Source organism: Streptomyces griseosporeus (assembly GCF_014656055.1).
GTDB classification, from domain to species: Bacteria; Actinomycetota; Actinomycetes; order Streptomycetales; family Streptomycetaceae; genus Streptomyces; species Streptomyces griseosporeus.
The window spans coordinates 1,926,252-1,948,123 of the sequence record NZ_BNBR01000001.1 but is presented as its reverse complement, the minus strand read 5'-3'; the positions used below and the strand labels follow the sequence as shown (position 1 = coordinate 1,948,123).

Below are 21,872 nucleotides of genomic sequence, written 5' to 3'. Positions count from 1 at the left end.
CCGCCGCGTCAGGGGCGCGTTCCCCGCGTCAGGGTTGCGTCAAAGACGTCCGCTGACCGACCCCCTCGTCCCATTTGCGGACAAGGCCGGTCGTAAGGTCGACGCTGCGCAGACGACAGGCACGGAAAGACATGGGACCCATGGCACGCGGCACGCTTCGGATCTATCTCGGTGCGGCACCGGGCGTCGGCAAGACCTACGCCATGCTGACGGAGGCGCACCGCCGGGTGGCGCGGGGCACCGACTGCGTGGTGGCGTGCGTCGCGCACCACGGCCGGCCGCGCACCGAGGCTCTGCTGCACGGTTTGGAGCAGGTGCCGTGCCGGCCGCCGGACCACGAGGACGGCAGCCGCGCGGACATGGACGTCGACGCCGTCCTCGCCCGCCGGCCCCAGGTGGCGCTGGTGGACGAACTGGCCCACGCGAACGCGCCGGGGGCCCGCAACCCCAGACGCTGGCAGGACGTGCAGGAACTGCTGGCGGCCGGCATCGACGTCGTCTCGACGGTCGGCATCCAGCACCTGGAGTCCCTGGGCGACGTGGTGCAGTCGATCACCGGGGTGCGGGAGCCGGAGACGGTGCCGGACGAGGTGGTGCGCCGGGCGGACCAGATCGAGCTGGTCGACATGTCGCCGGAGGCCCTGCGCCGGCGGATGGCGCACGGCAACATCTGCAGGCCGGACGAGGTCGACGCGGCGCTGTCGAACTACTTCCGCCCCGGCAACCTGACCGCGCTGCGAGAGCTGGCGCTGCTGTGGGTGGCGGACCGGGCCGACGAGTACCTCCAGCGCTACCGCAGTGAGCACCACGTGTCGGCGATCTGGGGATCGCGGGAGCGGATCGTGGTCGGCCTGACCGGCGGCCCGGAGGGGCGGACGCTCATCCGGCGGGCCGCCCGGCTGGCCGAGAAGGGCGCCGGAGGGGAGGTACTCGCGGTGTACATCGCCCGCAGCGAGCGACTGACCTCCGCCTCGCCGAAGGAGCTGGCGGTCCAGCGGACCCTGGTCGAGGAGCTGGGCGGGACCTTCCACCACGTCGTCGGCGACGACATCCCCGCGGCGCTGCTCGCCTTCGCCCGGGGCGTGAACGCCACCCAGATCGTGCTCGGCTCCTCCCGCCGCAAGAGCTGGCAGTACGTCTTCGGGCCGGGCGTCGGCGCGACCGTCGCCCGGGACTCGGGGCCCGACCTCGACGTGCACATCGTCACCCACGACGAAGTCGCCCGGGGGCGGGGGCTGCCTGTGGCGCGCGGGGCGCGGCTCGGGCGGTCGCGGATCGCCGCGGGCTGGCTGGTCGGGCTGGCCGGCCCGGCGCTGCTCACGCTGCTGCTCGGCCATGTCGACCTCGACCTGGGCCTGACCAACGACATGCTGCTGTTCCTGACACTGACGGTGGCGGCGGCGCTGCTCGGCGGGCTGCTGCCGGCGGTGGCCTCGGCGGCGGTCGGCTCGATGCTGCTGAACTGGTTCTTCACGCCGCCCAAGCACCAGGTGACCATCGCCGACCCGAAGAACATCCTCGCCCTGGCGATATTCGTCGGCGTGGCGGTCGCGGTGGCCTCGGTGGTGGACCTCGCGGCCCGGCGCACCCACCAGGCGGCCCGGCTGCGCGCGGAGGCGGAGATCCTCTCCTACCTCGCTGGGAACGTCCTGCGCGGCGAGACCGGACTGGAGGCCCTGCTGGAGCGGGTGCGGGAGACCTTCGGCATGGATTCCGCGGCGCTGCTGGAGCGGGAGAGCGACGTGGCGCCCTGGACCTGCGCCGGCCGGGCCGGACCCGGGCGGTCGCCCGAGCGGCCCGAGCATGCCGATGTGGACGTGCCGGCCGGGGACCACATGGCGCTGGCGCTGACCGGGCGGGTGCTGCCCGCCGAGGACCGCCGGGTGCTGGCGGCGTTCGCCGCGCAGGCCGCCGTCGTGCTGGACCGGACCCGGCTGCGCGAGGAGGCCGACCGGGCGCGGGCACTCGCCGAGGGCAACCGCATCCGCACCGCGCTGCTCGCCGCCGTCAGCCACGACCTGCGCACCCCCCTCGCCGGCATCAAGGCGTCCGTGTCCTCGCTGCGCTCCGACGACGTGGCCTGGTCCGAGGAGGACCGGGCGGAGCTGCTCGCCGGCATCGAGGAGGGCGCCGACCGCCTCGACCACCTGGTGGGCAACCTGCTGGACATGTCCCGGCTGCAGACCGGCACGGTCCTGCCGCTCGTGCGGGACACCGACCTGGACGAGGTGGTGCCGATGGCGCTCGGCGGTGTCCCCGAGGGCAGCGTGGAGCTGGACGTCCCCGAGACGCTGCCGTTCGTGCGGGTCGACGCCGGGCTGCTGGAGCGGTCGGTGGCCAACCTGGTGGAGAACGCGGTCAAGTACAGCCCGCCCGACGGGCGCGTGAGGGTCTTCGCCAGTGCCATGGCCGACCGGGTCGAGGTCCGGGTCGTCGACCGCGGGCCCGGCGTCCCGGACGAGGCCAAGGAGCGCATCTTCGAGCCCTTCCAGCGGTACGGCGACGCGCCGCGCGGCGCCGGGGTCGGTCTCGGCCTCGCCGTCGCCCGCGGCTTCGCCGAGGCCATGGGCGGCACCCTGCACGCCGAGGACACCCCCGGCGGCGGCCTCACCATGGTGCTGGGCCTGCGCGCCTCGCCCGCCCCGGCCGAGCCGCTCCGGCGCGCCGTACCGGCCGCCGTACCCCCCGCCGTCCGACCGGAAAGGCAGACCACATGGTGAGCCCCGCCGCGGGGAGCCCCCGGACCCCCACCAGGGTGCTGGTGATCGACGACGAGCCGCAGCTCGTGCGCGCCCTCGTGATCAACCTCAAGGCACGCGCCTACGACGTCGACACGGCCCACGACGGCGCCACCGCGCTCCGCGTCGCCGCCGACCGCCGGCCCGACGTGGTCGTCCTCGACCTGGGCCTGCCCGACATGGACGGCGTCCAGGTGATCAAGGGGCTGCGGGGCTGGAGCAGGGTGCCGATCCTGGTGCTCTCCGCCCGGCACTCCTCCGACGAGAAGGTCCAGGCGCTGGACGCGGGCGCCGACGACTACGTCACCAAGCCGTTCGGCATGGACGAGCTGCTGGCCCGGCTGCGGGCCGCCGTACGGCGCGCCGAGCCCGTCGGGGACGAGGCCGACATGACGGTGGAGACCGAGGAGTTCACCGTCGACCTCGCCGCGAAGAAGGTGGACCGCGGCGGCAGGGACGTACGGCTCACCCCGACCGAGTGGCACCTGCTGGAGGTGCTCGTCCGCAACGCGGACAAGCTCGTCGGCCAGCGGCAGCTGCTGCAGGAGGTGTGGGGGCCGTCGTACGGGACGGAGACGAACTACCTGCGCGTCTACATGGCCCAGCTGCGGCGCAAGCTGGAGGCCGACCCCTCGCACCCCCGGCACTTCATCACGGAGCCGGGGATGGGCTACCGGTTCGAGAAATGAGCTGGGCTACGGCACTGTCCGTGCACACCGGTACGCTTCAGATATGAGTGCTGTTCCTCGTTCCGAAAAGCCGGCCGGCCGGTTCCGGCGCATGCTCGACCGGCTCTCCTCGTCGCAGGAGGACCTGGAGTCCGAGGAGCTGCGCGAGGACGCGGAGACCGCCGGCTGCACGAAGATCGGCGACTGCCGGGACCGGCAGATCGTCACCGTAACTGGTACCTTGCGCACGGTCACGCTGCGTCCGCGGGCCGGCGTCCCGGCCCTGGAGGCGGAACTCTTCGACGGTTCCGCCGCGCTGGACGTGGTGTGGCTCGGCCGGCGCTCCATAGTGGGGATAGAACCGGGGCGCAAGCTGATCGCATCGGGCCGGATCTCGATGAGCCGGGGCCGCCGGGTGCTGTTCAATCCGAAGTACGAACTGAGACCCCTCGGACGGGAGTAGCCGGTGACGTCCCTCGACAAGCCGACCGAAGACACAGCGGCGGACGACGCCCGGGCGGTGACGGAGGCCGCGCTGTTCGAGGCGTTCGGCGGGTTGCGGGGCATGGTCGAGACCGTGCTCCCCGGCCTGCTCTTCGTCACGATCTTCACCATCAACAAGGACCTCCACCTGTCGGCGATCGCCGCGCTGGCGGTCTCGCTGATCCTGGTCGTGGTGCGCCTGGCCATGAAGGACACCGTCAAGCACGCCTTCAGCGGCGTCTTCGGTGTGGCCTTCGGTGTCGTCTTCGCGATGATGACCGGCAACGCCAAGGACTTCTACCTGCCGGGCATGCTCTACACGCTGGGCCTCGCCCTCGCGTACATCGTCACGACGCTGGCCGGTGTCCCGCTGATCGGGCTGATCCTCGGCCCGGTCTTCAAGGAGAACCTGTCCTGGCGCACCCGCAACCCCGGCCGCAAGAAGGCGTACGCCAAGGCCAGTTGGGCGTGGGGTCTGATCCTGCTCGCCAAGTGCGCGGTGCTCTTCCCGCTGTACTGGTGGGCCGACACCACCCAGCTGGGCTGGGTCCTGGTCGCCCTGAAGATCCCGCCGTTCCTGCTGGCCGTCTGGCTGACCTGGGTCTTCCTGGCGAAGGCACCCGCGCCGATCGACGTGTTCGCGGAGATGGAGGCGGAGGAGAAGGCCGAGCGGGAGCGGGCGGCGCGGCCGGCCGAGTAGGCCCCGCGGTCGGTCACACCAGCGGAAGGGCGCCCCGGGGAACCGGGGCGCCCTTCGCCGTCGTATCGCCGTGTGCCCGGCCCGACGCACAGGCCGTGCGGGCCCCCGGCGGATCAGCTCGCCGCGTCCTCCCGGCGTACCGACAGCAGGTCCTCCAGCTGCTGCTCCCGGGCCTGCGCGGCGACGAACAGCAGCTCGTCGCCCGCCTCCAGGGAGTCCTCGCGGGACGGGGTGAGCACCCGGGTGCCGCGGATGATCGTGACCAGCGAGGTGTCCTGCGGCCACTCCACATCGCCGACCTGCGTGCCGGCCAGCGCCGACTCCTCCGGCAGGGTCAGCTCGACCAGGTTCGCGTCGCCGTGGCTGAAGCGCAGCAGCCGGACCAGGTCGCCGACGCTCACCGCCTCCTCCACCAGGGCCGACATCAGACGCGGGGTGGAGACGGCGACGTCCACGCCCCACGACTCGTTGAACAGCCACTCGTTCTTCGGGTTGTTCACACGGGCGACGACGCGCGGGACGCCGTACTCCGTCTTCGCCAGCAGGGAGACGACCAGGTTCACCTTGTCGTCGCCCGTCGCGGCGATCACGACGTTGCAGCGCTGGAGCGCCGCCTCGTCCAGGGAGGTGATCTCACAGGCGTCGGCGAGCAGCCACTCCGCCTGCGGGACGCGCTCGACCGAGATCGCGGTCGGCGCCTTGTCGATCAGCAGGACCTCGTGGCCGTTCTCCAGCAGCTCGCCCGCGATCGAGCGACCCACCGCGCCGGCACCGGCAATGGCGACCCTCATCAGTGACCGCCCTCCTCTTCAGGGCCCTTGGCGAACGCCGCCTCGACCTTCTCGACCTCGTCCGACCGCATCATCACGTGCACCAGGTCGCCCTCCTGCAGCACCGTCTGCGACGTGGGCAGGATCGCCTCGCCGAGCCGGGTCAGGAACGCGACGCGGACGCCGGTCTCCTCCTGCAGCTTGCTGATCTTGTGGCCGACCCAGGCGGCGGAGGTGTGCACCTCGGCGAGCTGCACCCCGCCGGTGGGATCGCGCCACAGCGGCTCGGCGCCCGAGGGCAGCAGCCGGCGCAGCATCTGGTCGGCCGTCCAGCGGACGGTGGCGACGGTCGGGATGCCCAGGCGCTGGTAGACCTCGGCACGCCGGGGGTCGTAGATCCGGGCGGCGACGTTCTCGATGCCGAACATCTCGCGGGCCACACGGGCGGCGATGATGTTGGAGTTGTCGCCGCTGGAGACCGCGGCGAAGGCGCCGGCCTCCTCGATGCCGGCCTCGCGCAGGGTGTCCTGGTCGAAGCCGACCCCCGTGACGCGGCGACCGCCGAACGAGGAGCCCAGGCGTCGGAAGGCGGTGGGGTCCTGGTCGATCACGGCGACCGTGTGCCCCTGTTGCTCCAGGGTCTGGGCGAGAGCGGACCCCACTCTGCCGCAGCCCATGATGACGATGTGCACGACCGTCCTTCCGGTGTCAAGAGTCTCTGACGTGGCTCAAACAGGGTCTCAGACCGGCGACCAAGCTACACACGCGTGGTACCCGGTGTGCACCCCTGTGCGGGGTTACCGGGGGTGCGGGGTCTGCGGCGCGTGATGCTGCGCACGCTGCGCGAGGTGAGGAATCCGAGGCCGAGAAGGGCGACGGCGGCGCCGATCAGCTCTGGGAGGGCGGGCACGGGACCTCCGGGGTGCGGTGACTGCGGGGGTCTGGACATCTAGGCACGCGTGCCGTCCCACCTGCGGAATCCGTGGCCCGCAGCGGGCTTGTTTCCACTCGTGCGGCAGATCGGCGTGGGCAGGTGGGCGAGCCCCTGTTCGAAGGCCTACGATTCTCTGTTGTGTCCAAACTGACCGACGTGCCCAAACGGATCTTGATCGGGCGCGCACTGCGCAGTGACCGGCTGGGCGAAACGCTCCTGCCGAAGCGCATCGCCCTTCCCGTTTTCGCCTCCGACCCGTTGTCCTCCGTGGCCTACGCGCCAGGGGAGGTGCTGCTGGTCCTGTCCATCGCGGGCGTGTCGGCGTACCACTTCAGCCCCTGGATCGCCCTCGCGGTCGTCGTGCTGATGTTCACGGTGGTCGCCTCCTACCGGCAGAACGTGCACGCCTACCCCAGCGGCGGCGGCGACTACGAGGTCGCCACCACCAACCTCGGCGCCAAGGCCGGCCTGACGGTGGCGAGTGCGCTGCTCGTCGACTACGTCCTCACCGTCGCCGTCTCCATCTCCTCCGGCATCGAGAACCTGGGCTCCGCGATCCCGTTCGTCGTCGAGCACAAGACGCCCTGCGCCGTCGCCGTGATCGTGCTGCTGACGCTGATGAACCTGCGCGGCGTGAAGGAGTCCGGCAAGCTCTTCGCGATCCCGACGTACGTGTTCGTCGCCGGCGTCTTCATCATGATCGCCTGGGGTGCCTTCCGCGGACTCGTCCTCGACGACACCATGCGCGCCCCGACGGCCGGCTTCCACATCAAGGCCGAGCACGAGGGCCTGGCCGGATTCGCGCTGGTCTTCCTCATGCTGCGGGCGTTCTCCTCCGGCTGTGCCGCGCTCACCGGTGTGGAGGCGATCTCCAACGGCGTGCCCGCCTTCCGCAAGCCGAAGTCGAAGAACGCGGCGACCACGCTGGCCATGATGGGCCTGCTCGCAGTCACCATGTTCTGCGGCATCATCGTGCTCGCGCTGACCACCAAGGTCCGCATGGCCGAGAACCCGGCCGAGGACCTGCTGAAGAACGGCGTCCCGATCGGCCCGGGCTATGTCCAGAACCCGGTGATCACGCAGGTCGCCGAGGCCGTCTTCGGCAAGGGCAGCTTCTTCTTCGTCGTGCTCGCGGCGGCCACCGCGCTGGTGCTGTTCCTCGCGGCCAACACGGCCTACAACGGCTTCCCCGTCCTCGGCTCGATCCTCGCCCAGGACCGTTACCTCCCGCGCCAGCTGCACACCCGCGGCGACCGGCTCGCCTTCTCCAACGGCATCGTGCTGCTGGCCGGCGCGGCCACCCTGCTGGTGTGGATCTACGGCGCCGACTCCACGCGGCTGATCCAGCTGTACATCGTCGGCGTGTTCGTCTCCTTCACCCTCAGCCAGACCGGCATGGTCCGGCACTGGAACCGCCACCTGGCGGCGGAGAAGGACCCGGTCAAGCGCCGCCACATGATCCGCTCCCGCGCGATCAACACCTTCGGCGCCTTCTTCACCGGCCTGGTGCTGGTCGTCGTGCTGATCACCAAGTTCACGCACGGCGCCTGGGTGGCCCTGCTCGGCATGGTCATCTTCTACGTCACCATGACCTCGATCCGCCGCCACTACGACGGCGTCTCGGCCGAGCTGGCGGCCCCCGAGGAGCCGGGCGACGACACGGTACGGCCCTCCCGCGTCCACTCCGTCGTCCTGATCTCCAAGATCCACCGCCCCACCCTGCGGGCCCTCGCCTACGCCAAGCTGATGCGCTCCGACACCCTGGAGGCGCTCACGGTCAACGTCGACCCGGCCGAGACCAAGGTGCTGCGCGAGGAGTGGGAACGGCGCGGCATCGACGTACCGCTGAAGGTCCTGGACTCTCCGTACCGCGAGATCACGCGGCCGGTCATCGAGTACGTCAAGAGTCTGCGCAAGGAGTCCCCGCGCGACGCGGTCTCCGTCATCATCCCCGAGTACGTGGTCGGCCACTGGTACGAGCACTTCCTGCACAACCAGAGCGCGCTGCGGCTCAAGGGCCGTCTGCTGTTCACGCCGGGGATCATGGTCACCTCCGTGCCCTACCAGCTCCAGTCCTCCGAGGCGGCGAAGAAGCGCGCCCGCAGGCGGCAGGAGTGGAACGCCCCCGGTTCGGTGCGGCGCGGTCCGCTGACGGAGGCGGAGCGGGCGAAGGAGGCCGGGACCCGGCGGTAGCTCCGGCGGCCCGGCGCAGCACGTAGACTGGTGGGCTGTTGTCCGGCCGTATCCCTCGGGGTGCCGTCCGGCTGTGCCCCTCGCCCCTCACCGATCTGGAGTCACCCCGCCATGCAGGCAGAACAGAACACGTCGCGGGCGAGGTCGCTGGTGGGGACGGAGTACGAGGTCGAGATCGGCCCCGTCGCCCACGGCGGCCACTGCATCGCCCGTACGTCCGAGGGCCAGGTCCTCTTCGTCCGGCACGCGCTGCCCGGTGAGCGGGTGGTGGCCCGGGTGACCGAGGGCGAGGAGGGCGCGCGGTTCCTGCGCGCCGACGCCGTCGAGATCCTGGACGCCTCCAAGGACCGCATCGAGGCGCCCTGCCCCTTCGCCGGCCCGGGCCGCTGCGGCGGGTGCGACTGGCAGCACGCCAAGCCCGGCGCCCAGCGGCGGCTCAAGGCCGAGGTGATCGCCGAGCAGCTGAAGCGGCTCGCGGGCCTCACGCCCGAGGAGGCCGGCTGGGACGGCACGGTGGTCCCGGCCGAGGGCGACAAGCTGCCCGCCGGGCAGGTCCCGCAGTGGCGTACGCGCGTCCAGTACGCCGTGGACGCCGAGGGCCACGCGGGCCTGCGCCGCCACCGCTCCCACGAGGTCGAGCGCATCGACCACTGCATGATCGCCGCCGAGGGCGTCAGCGAGCTGGGCATCGAGAAGCGCGACTGGGCCGGCATGGAGTCCGTCGAGGCGATCGCGGCGACCGGCTCCCAGGACCGCCAGGTGATCCTCACGCCGCGCCCCGGCGCCCGGCTGCCCCTGGTCGAGCTGGACCGCCCCGTGTCGGTGATGCGCGTGGACGAGAAGTCCGGCGGCGTGCACCGCGTCCACGGCCGCCCCTTCGTGCGCGAGCGCGCCGACGGCCGCACCCACCGGGTGGGTAGCGGCGGCTTCTGGCAGGTCCACCCGAAGGCGGCCGACACCCTCGTGACGGCCGTCATGCAGGGCCTGCTGCCCCGCAAGGGCGAGACGGCCCTCGACCTGTACTGCGGCGTCGGCCTCTTCGCGGGCGCCCTCGCCGACCGCCTCGGCGAGCAGGGCGCGGTCCTCGGCATCGAGTCCGGCAAGCGCGCGGTCGAGGACGCCCGGCACAACCTCGCCGACTTCCCCCGCGTCCGCATCGAACAGGGCAAGGTGGAGTCGGTCCTGCCGCGCACCGGCATCACGGAGGTCGACCTCATCGTCCTCGACCCGCCCCGCGCGGGCGCCGGCCGCAAGACGGTCGAGCACCTGTCGTCCCTGGGCGCCCGCAGGATCGCCTACGTCGCCTGCGACCCGGCCGCGCTGGCCCGGGATCTGGGGTACTTCCGGGAGGGCGGGTACCGGGTGCGGACGCTGCGGGCGTTCGATCTGTTTCCGATGACGCATCATGTGGAGTGCGTGGCGGTTCTGGAGCCCAGCACAAAGAGCCTGTGACCTGCGGGTTCCTCCGAATGTTCGAGTGCGGCAGGGTGTGCTCGATCTATTTTTCGAAACCCATCGTGCGGAGCCTGTCGTAGGCTCGCGCCGCGTGTCTCACCTGCGGCTCCGTGTAGCGGGGCGCGGGTTGGGAGCCCTTTCCTCGCATTCGCGAGGGCGGTCGGGAAAGCGTCTTGACGCTCGTTCGACGCTGATTCTGACGGAGCGTCATGGCGCTCGCTCGCCGGCTATCGAACCTAGGTGGAGCATCCCGCTGATGCCTACGGAACCGCTCCGTCGTCTCGGCAGCCAAGGCACAGTGGCCATAGGCGGGGACCCGCCCCGAAACTGGTGTCACCTGCCGCCGTGCTCCGTCTCCACCCACGAGCTGTCGAGGAACGGGCTGGGCCTGCCGTGCCAGAAGACATCCACGCTGTCGCGTGCCCGGGTCGCGGCCACGAAGAGCAGGGACCTGGCGCGCTGCATCTCGTGCCGGTAGCGGGTGGGCTCGCGGTTACGCAGCCGGCTCACGTCCTTACGCGGAACGAGCCCGTCCGTCACGCCCGCGATGATCATCCGCTGGTACTCCAGCCCCTTGAACCGGAACATCGTGCCGATGTGCACGCCGACGGAGCCGTTCGGCCCGTCGGAGCGGATCTCGACGGAGTCGATGCCGTGCAGCTTCAGCGTGTACGCCATCTCGGTCGCCATCTGATTGGTCGGAACGCACACCGCGATCCGCTCGTGCGGGACGGCAGTGTCCGGGTCAGCGTCCCACTCCTTGATCAGAGCGGCCACACCCTCCCGCTCGGCTTCCCAGTCCGGGAAGGCGTGTCCGGCCGGGAGGCCGCCGTTGAGCACGGACCGGTAGCCGGCGAGGGTCTCCGTGCCGCCGTCGAGATCGTCGTACGTCATCTCGCCCAAGACCCCCAGGGCCGAGCGTAGGATCTGCCGTGTGGTTCGGTAGCTGAGGGTCAGCTTCGCGGACCGGCCGCGGATGTTGACGCCCAGACTGCCGAGCGTGACCTGGTTCTTGTAGATGCGCTGGTGGGTGTCGCCCACCAGGAACAGGTCGTCCGGCGTACGGGGGGCCATGGCGCGCAGCATCTTCCAGTGGGCGGGGCGCAGGTCCTGGGCCTCGTCCACCACGATGTGGCGGTACCGGTAGCGCAGCCGGCCGCCGGAGCCGTCCTGCAGGTGGATGTTGTCGAGGCCGCCCGCTTCCTCCCGCTGCCGTGCGATGTTTAGGATGCGCTGTTCGCGACCCATCTCCAGGCGTGCCGCACGCTCCGCCACTTGGTCCCAGGTCTGCCGTCCGAGGCGGTCGAGACGCTGGGTGAAGCGTTCGGCGAGCTGCCAGATCTCGGCCCGCTCGCCACGGCCGATGCTCTTGCCGCGCCCGGCCCGCCGGGCGCGGAAGTAGTCGGTGCGGTTGCCGACGGCCTGGCCGAGGATGACCTGCGTCCACTCCTCGTGCAGGAACTCCGGGTCCCAGGTGTCCTCGCCCAGTTCGTCGAGCATGGCCCGCCACTCGCGTACGGCCTGACCGTCGTCGATGGCCTGCTTGCCGTTGCCGGGTTCGGCCTCGCGGACGACGCGCAGCGCGAGCTGGTCGACGTGGCTCACGTCGACCCGGGCGAGTAGTTCCTCCCCGCCCAGCTCCAGCAGCCGGGAGCGCAGGTCGGCGGCGAGGTTCTTGTTGTAGGTGGTGAGCAGGACCGGTTTGTCGTGCCCAGGGGGGAGCTGCCGGACGAGGTGGCGTACCCGGTGCAGGGCGACGATGGTCTTGCCCGTCCCGGGGCCGCCGCCGACCCGGGCCGGGCCGCTGTAGCGGCGCTCGACGAGTTTGGCCTGAGTGGGGTGCAGGAAGCTCTTCCAGCGGCCGAAGTCACCGCTCTCCAGTGCCCCGCGGAGGTCCTCGTCCGTGGTGGTGACGACTGTCGCCGGCCGCCGGGCGGCGGCCGCGAAGTCGTCCGGGTCGACCGGCTCGGCGGCGGCCACCGGCCTGGTCACCTGGTCGAGGACGTCGTCGTAGGACGCGCCGTCGAACAACGCGATCAGCACCTCGCCGGTCAGCTGCGGCGCGTACTCGACGAGTCCGAGCAGCTGCTCCTCGGTGGTGAGCGTGCGGATGACGGGCAACAGGGCTTCCGCGACACCGAGTTCGGACAACTGGCGGTCCGACCAGGCGGTGAACAACGGCTCGGTGCGTGGTGCGGGGGGCAGTGGTGCGGGGGCGGTCGGCGGGAGCGGCTCGGGCGCGGCCGGTGTCGGAGCCGCAGTGCCGGGCAGCCTGCCCAGGACGCTGTCCTCCACCACCTCCAGATCGACGTACTCGATGCCGCCGGTGACCTGGTTGACGCCGTACGAGAGCCGGTTGTAGACGTCCTTGCGGTGCTTGACGGAGACGATCAGCCAGTCGTCGTCAGCGAGGCGCAGCAGCAGGGCCCGGTACTCGTCGTTGACGCGTGCCGACCAGAGCCGGTGGTCGCCTTTGAGCTGCTGGAGCTTAAGGCCGGTGGTGTTCGGGTTCGTCCGGAACTTGTGCTGGAAGTCGAAGAAGGCACCCTTGACCGCGCGGGGCAGCTTGAGGATCTCCTTGTCGGCCCGGTCGAGCAGGCGCAGTGTGACGCCGGAGGTGGTCATCGCTTCGGCTCCCCGTCGCTGGTGGTGTCCTTGTCCTGGTTCCGGCCGCCGAGCCGGGCGATCAGCTCCGCGCCGTCCTCCCAGTCGGCCGCCGTGCGGACCGACCAGCCGGCCGCCTCGAACGCGCGTTTCTGGTCCTCGGCCTCGTAGTCCGGCTCGTCGGCGAGGGGGCGGGGGGCCCGGACCACGCCGATCCGGGCGTCCGGCCAGGCGAGTTCGGCCTGCCAGCCATGGCCATCCAGTTCGTAGCCGTCCCGCGGGACCGGCACCGCCGCCGAGGCCAGCGCGTGCGCGAGGGCGGCGAGCCCAGGCTCTCCCGGGTCCAGCAGCTCGATGACCCGGTCCCAGCGGCGATCCCGGCCGTGGTCCGTGCCGCCGTGCCGCTCCGCTGCCTCCGGTTCCCGCGTGGTGGTCTCGTCGACGGTGACGGCGGGGACGGCCGGTACGGCGGCGGCTGCCACGGCGGAGGGCTCCTCCGAGGGCCGGGGCACCGGGACACGCACGGACGACAACCAGCCCTCTCCGCCGGTCACGGTGAGGACCTCCGGGGCGAACCCGTCGAGCGTTCCGGATGTCAGCTGGGCGCTGTCACCGCCGCCGTGTTCCAGGAACTGCAGCACGTTGCCCCACCAGAGCCAGGCGCGCCAGCGCCGCTTGTGAGCCGGCCCCTCCTCCAGGGCGGCAACGCCGTCGTCGAGGACGGCAAGGCCCGTCCACACGGGCGGGGTCCTCCTGCCGTCGGCGGCCAGCACCAGGCGGCAGCCGGAGGCGTCGGAGCCGTACAGCATCCGCACCGGTCCGGCGGTCCCGGCGGGTACGCCGCCGCGCAGCGCCTCCCGGATGCCCGCGGCGGCCCCGGCACCGGTGAGGGCGGCGCCCCGGACCCCGTCGGCTCCGCTCATGCCCGCGGCCACCGCTTCCGCCCGCCGCCGCCAGCGGTCGGGATCGGGCGAGCGCAGGTAGGCCAGGAGCATGCGGGCGGGGTTGACCCACATGGTCTCGGCGAGTTCGCCGGGCAGCCCGCGGCCGACTCGGTCGTAGTAGTCCCAGGCGCGTTGCCGGCCGGTGGTGCCGTAGGGCGTCCACACGGACGTGTCCGCGTCGGTCCCGGCGTACCCGGTGTCGTTGATCCGACGCCGCCACGCCATCACGTCGTGGTAGGTCAGCTGGAACACCCGCAGCCCCTCGGCCCGGAGCCGGGTGCGCTTCACGGCGTCGTCCGCGAGCCGGTTGTGCTCGCGGGTGGCGTGGTACGCGTAGCCGTCGAGGTACAGGGCGACGCGTGGCCCGGGGGAGTCCAGCCGCTCCAGGAGTATGTCGGGCCGGGTGCCGTCCAGAGCGCGCTGCTGGGAGACGCGCCAGCTCACCGTGGAGCCGTCCGGCGCCGTGAGCCTGAGGTCGAGGGCGTAGGTGCCGGCCGAGGTGGTGTAGGCGTCTGCGGCGGCCTTCGACTCCGGCAGCTTCGCCCAGTCCCGCAGCGTCTCCACGAACAGGACCTCGAGGTCGCTCTCGGCCTGCCGCTGGATCGGGATCTCCTGGGTGGTGGTCACCCGTGAGGTGCGCCAGCGCTCCCCGTCGGCGCCGAGCAGTTCGTCCAGCATCTGCCGGACCTCTTTGCGGCTGACCCTGTCGTAGTCGGCGGCCGGCACCCGCCGCAGCAGACACTGGTGGCAGCCGTCCATCCCCTTCTCCTGGCACGGGCAGCGTTCGATGACCTCGCGTGCCCTCAGCAGCACTTCGCGGAAGCCGTCCGCGGAGGCCAGCCGGTGCAGGTAGCCGGTGCCGCCGGGCAGCCGGTCGTAGACGACGAGGAAGCGCCGGGGCCAGTCGGCGTCCGGGTCGCCCGCGTCGTCGGGCATGGTCGCTTCGGCGATGTCGATGTGGTCGGGGTCGCCTCCGTAGCGGGCGGCGATCCCCGTGAACAGGGCGGCGGTGAACGACGCGAGGCGCTCCTTGAAGCGGGCCACCGAGGCGGGCAGCAGGATGCGGACGGCCTCGGTGGTCAGTTCGTGGGCCAGCAGCAGGGGCACGTCCCGGCCCGCGCCCGGTGCACCGGCCGTGCTCGCCGCGGCGCCGCGGGTCCGGCGGCGCGGGCACCACAGCAGATGGTGCGCCGAGGCGGGGGTGCTCGTCGCGCCGGACTCGGTGAGCGCGTGCTGGGGCACGTCCACCACCGGCCGGCCGTCGGCCGTCGCGCCGCCGCACGCGGTGCAGACGTAGAACGGGTTGAGGCGGACGTCCTCCCCGGCGAGCGGCACCGTGCTGCTGCCGTCCTCGCGGTCGAGTCCGAGGTTCAGGGTCCGGATCGTGGCGTGGCGGGTGAAGTCCACGCCGAACACCGCCTTGTCGTGCCGCCAGGACCCGGGCACGAGGCGGTCGGGGTCGATGTCGACGGTGGTGAGGGTCGCGTAGTGCCTGCGGTCGCGTTCGTCGCGGTCGTCGCGCACCCTGGCGTCCTCGCGCTTGTCACGGGAGAGCACACGCCGGGGCCGCAGCACGTACTGGACACAGCCCGCGTCGGCGATCTCCCGACCTCGGCAGCGCGGACAGGGCGCCGTGTCGCGCTCGGCGTCCTCGGTCCGCACGTAGCCGCAGGCGGGACAGAGCCGCCACACCGACCAGGCGCGCCGGTCGGGACCGCCGATGTCGAGGGCCCGCACTACGTGCCGGTAGCCGTTGACGTAGAAGCTGTTCCCGGGGGCGAGTTCCGTGAGGGCCAGGGCGCTGGACCGTTCGTAGTCCCGGGTCTCGCTGCGGTACACCTTGGCACCGGCGGCCGGCCGGGTCCCCTCCACCGGGCCGTCTTCCTCGTCGGGGGTCTCCGACCAGTACAGCGTCGCTTCCAGCCGGGTGGTGGTGTCCGCCAGGCTGTAGTTCGGCAGCAGTCCGAGGTCCACCAATGTCGCGTGTGCGGGGGACTGGCTCAGTTCCCGCAGCACGTTCCCGGCGGCACGGCGCTCGGCCAGCAGTTCGCGCCGCTCCCGGTCCTGCGAGTCGTCGGACCGCGCCAGCTGCCCGGCCGCCTCGTCGATCGCCGCGATCCTGCGGCGCACCTCCTCACGCCGGCCGGTCCAGTCCTCCTCCGCCTCCTGGAGCGCCCGGACGATTCCGCCGGTCGCGTACGCGCGCAGTTCGTCCGCCGCGTGCTCCGAGACGCCCGCCTCGTCGGTGTCCGGGCCGTCGACGGCGGGGAACAATGCGAGGAAGTCCTCCACGAGGCGCGCCCCGTGCGTCTGTGCGGCGTCCGCGAGGTCCTGGCACCATCCTTCGGTACCGAACAGGGCCGACGACAGCCGGGGCACGGGTGGGAGGGTCTCGCCGTCCGAGGTCCGCAGTTCCCCGCGGGCCGCCAGGTCCAGGAGCCGGGCGGTGTACTGGCGGCGCAGGATCTCCACGGCCGACAGGTAGCAGCCCGGCGGCAGGATGGTCCCGGCGATCATCTCGCGCGGCTGGTCGAGGTAGTACAGGTCGCGTGCGCGGCGTCCGCCGAACGCGACCACCAGCGCGTTGCCCGTGCGCCGTCCGGCCCGCCCCGCCCGCTGCACGTAGTTGGCCGGCCCGGCGGGCAGGGAACCGAGCAGCACGGCCGACAGGTCGCCGATGTCGATGCCGAGTTCCAGCGTGGGGGTGCACGACAGGACGTTGGGGTCGGTGTAGTGCGTGCCCGCCTTGAAGGCTCGCTCGACGCGCTCGCGTTCGGGGCGGCTGAGCATGCCGGTGTGCTCGGCCGTCACCACGCGGAACGTGCCGCCCGTCAGGTAGAGGCGGCGGTAGTAGTCCCGTCGGTAGTCACGCTCCCGCACGTGCCTGTCGGGGCGGATGCCTTCGACTCCAGCCGCCGACGTGTCGGGCTGCGGCGCGGTGAGCCGTCCCTTGCACCGGTAGCGGGGACAGGGGTGGCCGTACCAGCGGGTGCGCCGCTCGGGTACGACGACCTGCTGCCAGCCGCAGTCCTCGCAGGCCACGAAGGCCTTGTTGACGACGGCGTCGTCGAGCAGCCGGACCTGGATGTGACCGGGCTGGAGTCCGTACACCCGGGTCTGACGGTCGCGGGTGGTCCGCGCGGACAGGACACCGGCGTCGGCGAGGTGGGGCAGCAGCCTGCGCAGGTACTCGGTCGCCCCGGCGGCGTCCAGGCCCAGGCATCTGCGGGTCCAGTCCTGGTACCAGCCGAGCCGGCCGGTGACCGCGTCGAACTCGGATCCGTCCTTCTGCCCGTCCAACAGGAACCTGGGCGGAGCTACGCCCTCCGGGAAGGCGGGCATGCCGTCGGGCCTGCGGCCGGAGATGAGGTAGCGGCTGGTGCCGGCTTCCTTGATCCAGGTGTCGAGCCAGTGGTGCCGCACCGCGCCCCGCAGCCGCAGCCGTTCCAGCAGGCCCCGGACGTAGGCGAGGTAGCGTTCGGGTGTGGGCAGCCCGCCCACGGCCAGCAGTTGGCCGGGCAGGGCCAGGTGCACGTCCCGCGCGAGGTCGGTCACGGAGTCGGGGTCGGCCACCGCCACCTCGGCCGCCGCGGTCCGGGTGAGCTCCAGGGTACGGCCCATGCGGCTGCGCAGCCCGAACTCCATGACCGTCGCGAAGGCCAGTCGCTCGCCGATCAGCCGCCAGGTCCGTGCGTCACCCGAGCCCCGGCCGGACAGCAGCCGGTCGACACCGGGCTCGCCGTGGAGGTCGGGAGGCACGACGGCGGCCAGAGCCTCGGGATCGTCCACCGACTCCAGGACGAGGCCGATCAGGTCGTTGAGCGTGGTCAGAGCCCCTGATTCGTCCAGGTTGTGCGCGAGCAGCGAGCGCAGGGAGAACTTGTACGAGGCGTTCGCGACGTACCCCGCCCGGTGGGCCGCGTCCTGGGTCGAGTCGTTGAACAGCAGCGTCTTGCGTTCCTCCGGGACGAGCGCGATGTCGCCGCCGGTGAACAGCTGGGTGACCGTCGCCGAGGCGAGGGCCGCTTGGGCGGTGCCGAGGAAGCGGATGCTGTTGTCGGTGTGGCAGGCCGGGCACCGGTCGTCCTTCGCGGCCTGGTCGGCGCTCTTGCGGTCGAGCACGGCCAGCGCGAACCAGGCGTCGACCAGTTCCCCGTCGTCCGCGGGGGTGGGCAGCCGGTAGGTGCCCCGTCCGCCGTCCAGGACGACGACGGACAGGGGGTCGACGCCGCCGTCCGAGGGCCGGGCGCCGGTCAGCGCGTCGAGTGTCTGCCGTCGCTCGCCGGGAGTGGCGGCGATGAAGTAGCGCAGGCGGCGCTTGTCCCGGCCGACGCCGGCCCGCCAGATGCGGTCCTGCGCGGTCACGAGCTGCTGCGGGTCGGCCTCGGGCGACAGGGCGGCCCATCCGGAGCGTCCGCAGTTGCGACAGTACACGGCCGGAAGGTGCACCTGGGCCGGGCGCGGGGCGGTGTCGGCGCCCGGCAGGGGCTGTGGCCGGAGGCTCGACGGGTACGACGGCGTGCTGCCCGAGGAGGCGTCCGCGTCCTCCTCGCCGGGCGGGGCGGCGTTCAGCGCGGCGCGGCGGGCGGCGGTCCGGTCGTCCTCGTACCAGCGGAACTCGGGGGCCGGTCCCACTCCGCGCAGTACCCGTGTCACGGGCCGCACCCACAGGTGCGCCTCGATGTGCAGCAGCGGCCGGGGCGCGCGCTCGTCGGAGTCGGGGTCGCGGGCGGCCGACAGTAGTGCCACGAACCGGGACAGCGCCTGGAGCGCCAGCCGGGGGTTCTCGCGCGCGGTGCGTCCCCACGCGTAACCGAACCGGCCCAGCCGGTCCCGCAGCGTCCACTCGTCCAGCGGTTCGCCGTCGAGCAGCGACAGCACGCCAAGGGTGAAGTCGTGCCGCTTCAGCAGCCGTCCGACGCGGAAGGCGTCCAGACCGGAACGGCCCAGCAGCCGGGTGGCGAGCGCGTCCAGGTCCAGCAGGTCGGGTCGGGCCTCGACGTCCGGCCCGCCGGACACCGCCACGACTTCCTGTGGGCCCGGCGGTTCGGGCAGCTCGTAGTCGACGGCGCCGGTGAACTCCTCGGCGGTCATCCGCTCCTCGCCCACGACCGCGTCCGCCGCGAACGGCATGCCGAAGACCCGCGCCGCCACGTCGAGGATGCCCCCGGCCTCCTTCCCGGGCGCCCCCTCGCCGAGGGTCGCCGAGGTCGCCACCGGGCAGATCGACCCCAGGGGCCGGCCGGGCCGGGCCGCGCCGGTGGCGGCGGCGAGCCTGCGCAGCAGCATCGCGACGTCGGTGCCCTGCGCGCCGTCGTAGGTGTGGAACTCGTCCAGCACGACGTACGCGGGCTCGGCGCCCTCCCACAGACCCCGGTCCTCGCCGCGCTGGAGCAGCAGGTCGAGCATCTTGTAGTTGGTGATCAGCACGTCGGGCGGTGTCAGGCGCATCTCCTCGCGCCGCGTCATCACCCGCCGGAAGTCGGTGTCGGGCCGGTCGCCGATGTACAGCCCCGCCGTCACCTGGGCCAACTCCGGACGCGCGAGGTACTCGGCGATGCGTCCGGCCTGGTCGGTGGCGAGCGCGTTCATGGGATAGAGCAGCACGGCCTTGATCCCGCGCACGCCCTCGGCCTTCCGGCGCCGGCAGTGGTCCAGTACGGGGATCAGGAAGGACTCGGTCTTGCCGGAGCCGGTACCGGTGGTCACCAGGGTCGGCCGGGCGGGCCCGCGCAGCGTGGACAGCCGGGCCCACGCCCTGGCCTGGTGCCGCCACGGCGTGAACCCGGGGAATCCGGCGGACCACTCCAGCTCCCGCCGCCAGCCGTCGTCGGCGACGTGGAACGGTGTCCGGATCCGCAGGTAGGGCCCGCGGAAGATGCCGGTCTCGGGGTGCCCGAGGAAGCGCTCCAGGGCGGCGCGAGTGGTCTCGTCGGCGAGAGCGTACGTCGTCGTGAGGTACTGCGTCAGACTGCCGCGGAGCTGCGCGGCGGCCACGGTGGGCTTCACGACGGTCCCCCTTGCGATGCCGGTGCCCTGGTGATCGGTACCACCGTATAGCGGGTCACCGACAGGCCGGTCAGTCGGTCTTCGGGCCTGGTCACAGCCGCGCTGGCTACTTCCAGCCCGCCAGTTCGTCGGCGAAGTCGCGGAACGAGCGGTTGTTGCCGCTGGGACGCGCGCTGACGTGCCCGTGCCGGACGGCCTGGTCCATGATCTTCGGGGAGTGGGACTCCCGGTAGGTCGGCTTTCCCAGGTACTTCATCAGGTGCTCTTTGGGGTTCAGCAGCAGGCCCAGATCGCGGCGACAGTCCTGGGGACGCATCTCCCATCCCGGATGCACCTTGGGGAAGGCGTCCGGGAACTGCATCAGCCAGCCCTCCATCTCGACGGCGGCCAGGGCGAGGGCGGTGTTGCAGGGCAGCCCGGCGCGGAGCTGGGCGGTGACCCGCTCGCGGACTCTGTCGTAGCCCTGATCCGCCACGGCGTCCATGTCGGCGTGCACCACGATGCCGACCAGCTCGGCATCGCAGTCCTTGGCCTTGGCCAGCGCCCGCTTGCGGATCACCTCGACCCGGGGACTGAGCTGGTTGATGGCCGCCGCCAGCTTGATCTCGTCCCGGATCTCTTCGATGCGGGGGCAGGTTCCCTTGTACAGGGCCGGTATCAGCTTCTTGAGGACGCCGCGATCGTTGCCGCTCTCACCCGCTACGACGATCAGCGACTGCCTCCCGCCCGGATGACGCGGCCTCACAGCGCGCCCCCGACCGAACCGGAGTACCAGAGGTCGCCGAGAGGTTCGTGCTCGGACTCCTCCACGACCTCCCGGATCCGGCTCGGCATCCGGTCGGGGATGACGGAGGCGCCGCTGACCCGACGGCCGCAGGGCACCCACTCGTCGGCGTCCAGCTTGTTGACGAAGACCGGGGAATGGGTGGTCACCAGGTACTGGCTGCGCTCGCTGGCCTCGCGTAGGCGTTCGGCCAGCAGTTCCAGCGCGTGCGGGTGGATGCCGTGATCGACTTCCTCGATGCAGGTCAGCAGCGGCGGGTTGGGATCGTGGAAGATCGCGAGCATGCACAGGATGCGGACCGTGCCCCAGGAAGCCTCCGTCAGGCGGGTCCGGCCGCGCAGTCCCTCTTCCTCCAGTTCCACCGCGGTCCGGTAGGAGACGAAGTCGGGCGGTGTGACGAGATGGATGTCCCGGATCTGGGGTACGACGGTCCGGACGTCCTCCAGGAGCATGTCCCAGGCCTCGCCGTCCTCGTGCTCCTTGAGCCCGCGCAGGAAGTCGGCGAGGTTCGAGGCGTCGCTCGCCAGGTACTGCCCCGACTCGCTGATGCCGTAGGGCTGCCGCGCCGCGCGTACGTCCGGGTCGAACACCCGGATCTGGGTGAGGTGGCGCTTGACGTCCGTCATGGCGCGAGCGGAGGGCGCGGTGTCCGGAAGGACAGGCACCCGTCCCTCGTGGAGGGCCGACGCCATGCGTCCGACGTCCGTCCGCCCTTCGGCGCGGTCTCCCGGAAGGCCGCTGTCGACCTTCACGGAACCGCTCGCCAGTTCCACCGAGGTCTCGGAGCCCTGAGCCGGATGCTGGACGAACCGCTCGCGGCGGTACATCGCGTAGCGCTCGCGCGAACCCTCGGGCAGACGGGGCCGTGAGACGCTCAACTCGTACCGGTCGGGTGCCTCCTCCGAGGCGAAGTCCGACCAGAGCCCCTCGACACCCACCGTGATACGCGACACCGGGTTCCGTCCGCCACGAAAGGCCAGGACGTCGAAGCCACCGCGCTTCTCCAGCGCCTCCCCGATACCCGTCCGTGCCACGTCGCCCAGGAACTCCAGGGATTGCAGCACGTTGGACTTGCCGGCCGCGTTCGGGCCGGACAGGACGGTCAGCGGGCCGAGTGGCAGCTTCACGTCGGTGAGGGTGCGGAAGTTCCGCACGGTCAGACCGAGTATCCGGTGGTTCACGCCTCGCGCCCATCGTGGAACGGCCGGGCACTCGCGCCCGGTCAGTGAACTGTTCGGCGCACGGCGGACGGTCCCGAGCCCCGCCGCTGAGTGCCGCTCAGTTCCCCCTGTGCATCGACCACTTGGAGTGTCCGACCACCGAGCATCACGAAGCGTACAACTTGCGTCACACCGTCACCAGGTACTTGAACACATCGGCCACCCGGGCCGAAATCGCTCTCTTTCCAACTGCGCCGAAGCGAACGGATCCTGATGGGAAGGGATGAGCACGGACGGTGCCGAGGGGGAGCCGCGATGTCCGGACCGCTCTATGTTCCCGTTCTGCCGACCAGGCCGCACGCGGCCGGGGCGTTCCGGCTGCTGTGGCCGGACGTCCAAGCCGCGATCAGGCCACTGTGGGAATTTACCG

The 21,872-nt window shown here is 71.8% G+C and carries 12 protein-coding genes; 6 read left to right on the top strand and 6 right to left on the bottom strand.

Features of this window, described 5'->3' with window-relative positions; translation table 11 throughout:
• The first annotated feature begins 140 nt into the window (after nucleotides 1–140).
• From IE308_RS08400 to IE308_RS08385, 4 genes are read left to right on the top strand one after another with little or no spacing between them, the layout of a single operon-like run.
• Nucleotides 141–2,720: a DUF4118 domain-containing protein gene (locus IE308_RS08400; RefSeq protein WP_190217416.1), complete on the top strand. Its 2,580-nt coding sequence runs from the start codon at nucleotides 141–143 to the stop codon at nucleotides 2,718–2,720.
• Nucleotides 2,714–3,427, top strand: coding sequence for a response regulator (locus tag IE308_RS08395; RefSeq protein WP_190217214.1), 714 nt, complete (start codon nucleotides 2,714–2,716; stop codon nucleotides 3,425–3,427). The genes IE308_RS08400 and IE308_RS08395 overlap by 7 nt, the downstream gene beginning before the upstream one ends.
• 43 nt (nucleotides 3,428–3,470) lie before the next feature.
• Nucleotides 3,471–3,869: an OB-fold nucleic acid binding domain-containing protein gene (locus IE308_RS08390; RefSeq protein ID WP_093474051.1), complete on the top strand. Its 399-nt coding sequence runs from the start codon at nucleotides 3,471–3,473 to the stop codon at nucleotides 3,867–3,869.
• A 3-nt stretch (nucleotides 3,870–3,872) separates the two neighbouring features.
• Nucleotides 3,873–4,589: a DUF3159 domain-containing protein gene (locus IE308_RS08385; protein WP_110631777.1), complete on the top strand. Its 717-nt coding sequence runs from the start codon at nucleotides 3,873–3,875 to the stop codon at nucleotides 4,587–4,589.
• Nucleotides 4,590–4,702: 113 nt separating this feature from the next.
• Here the strand turns inward: IE308_RS08385 and IE308_RS08380 are convergent, their stop codons facing one another.
• On the bottom strand, nucleotides 4,703–5,380 hold the full coding sequence (locus IE308_RS08380; protein WP_110631780.1) for a potassium channel family protein: 678 nt from the start codon (nucleotides 5,378–5,380) through the stop codon (nucleotides 4,703–4,705).
• Nucleotides 5,380–6,051 carry a potassium channel family protein gene (locus IE308_RS08375; protein WP_110631783.1) on the bottom strand — a complete coding sequence of 224 codons (672 nt, stop codon included), beginning with the start codon at nucleotides 6,049–6,051 and terminating at the stop codon, nucleotides 5,380–5,382. Before IE308_RS08375 ends, IE308_RS08380 begins: the two co-directional genes overlap by 1 nt.
• A gap of 380 nt (nucleotides 6,052–6,431) precedes the next feature.
• Here IE308_RS08375 and IE308_RS08370 point away from each other — a divergent pair, with 380 nt between their 5' ends.
• Together IE308_RS08370 and IE308_RS08365 are read left to right on the top strand one after the other, a co-directional pair.
• Complete coding sequence (locus IE308_RS08370) at nucleotides 6,432–8,486, top strand: APC family permease (protein WP_190217213.1); 2,055 nt, start codon at nucleotides 6,432–6,434, stop codon at nucleotides 8,484–8,486.
• Nucleotides 8,487–8,597: 111 nt separating this feature from the next.
• Nucleotides 8,598–9,938, top strand: a complete 1,341-nt coding sequence (locus IE308_RS08365; RefSeq protein ID WP_190217212.1) for a class I SAM-dependent RNA methyltransferase — start codon at nucleotides 8,598–8,600, stop codon at nucleotides 9,936–9,938.
• Nucleotides 9,939–10,274: 336 nt separating this feature from the next.
• Here IE308_RS08365 and IE308_RS08360 read toward each other — a convergent pair whose 3' ends face one another.
• From IE308_RS08360 to IE308_RS08345, 4 genes are all read right to left on the bottom strand, one after another.
• Complete coding sequence (locus IE308_RS08360; RefSeq protein ID WP_190217211.1) at nucleotides 10,275–12,566, bottom strand: UvrD-helicase domain-containing protein; 2,292 nt, start codon at nucleotides 12,564–12,566, stop codon at nucleotides 10,275–10,277.
• Nucleotides 12,563–19,498: a DEAD/DEAH box helicase gene (locus IE308_RS08355; RefSeq protein ID WP_190217210.1), complete on the bottom strand. Its 6,936-nt coding sequence runs from the start codon at nucleotides 19,496–19,498 to the stop codon at nucleotides 12,563–12,565. The genes IE308_RS08360 and IE308_RS08355 overlap by 4 nt, the downstream gene beginning before the upstream one ends.
• A gap of 106 nt (nucleotides 19,499–19,604) precedes the next feature.
• A complete protein-coding gene (locus IE308_RS08350; protein ID WP_190217209.1) occupies nucleotides 19,605–20,243 on the bottom strand; it encodes a hypothetical protein in 639 nt (212 codons plus the stop codon).
• The gene (locus tag IE308_RS08345; protein WP_190217208.1) at nucleotides 20,240–21,463 is read right to left on the bottom strand and encodes an AAA family ATPase; all 1,224 of its coding nucleotides are present in this window, start codon (nucleotides 21,461–21,463) and stop codon (nucleotides 20,240–20,242) included. The genes IE308_RS08350 and IE308_RS08345 overlap by 4 nt, the downstream gene beginning before the upstream one ends.
• Between the last annotated feature and the right edge of the window lie 409 nt (nucleotides 21,464–21,872).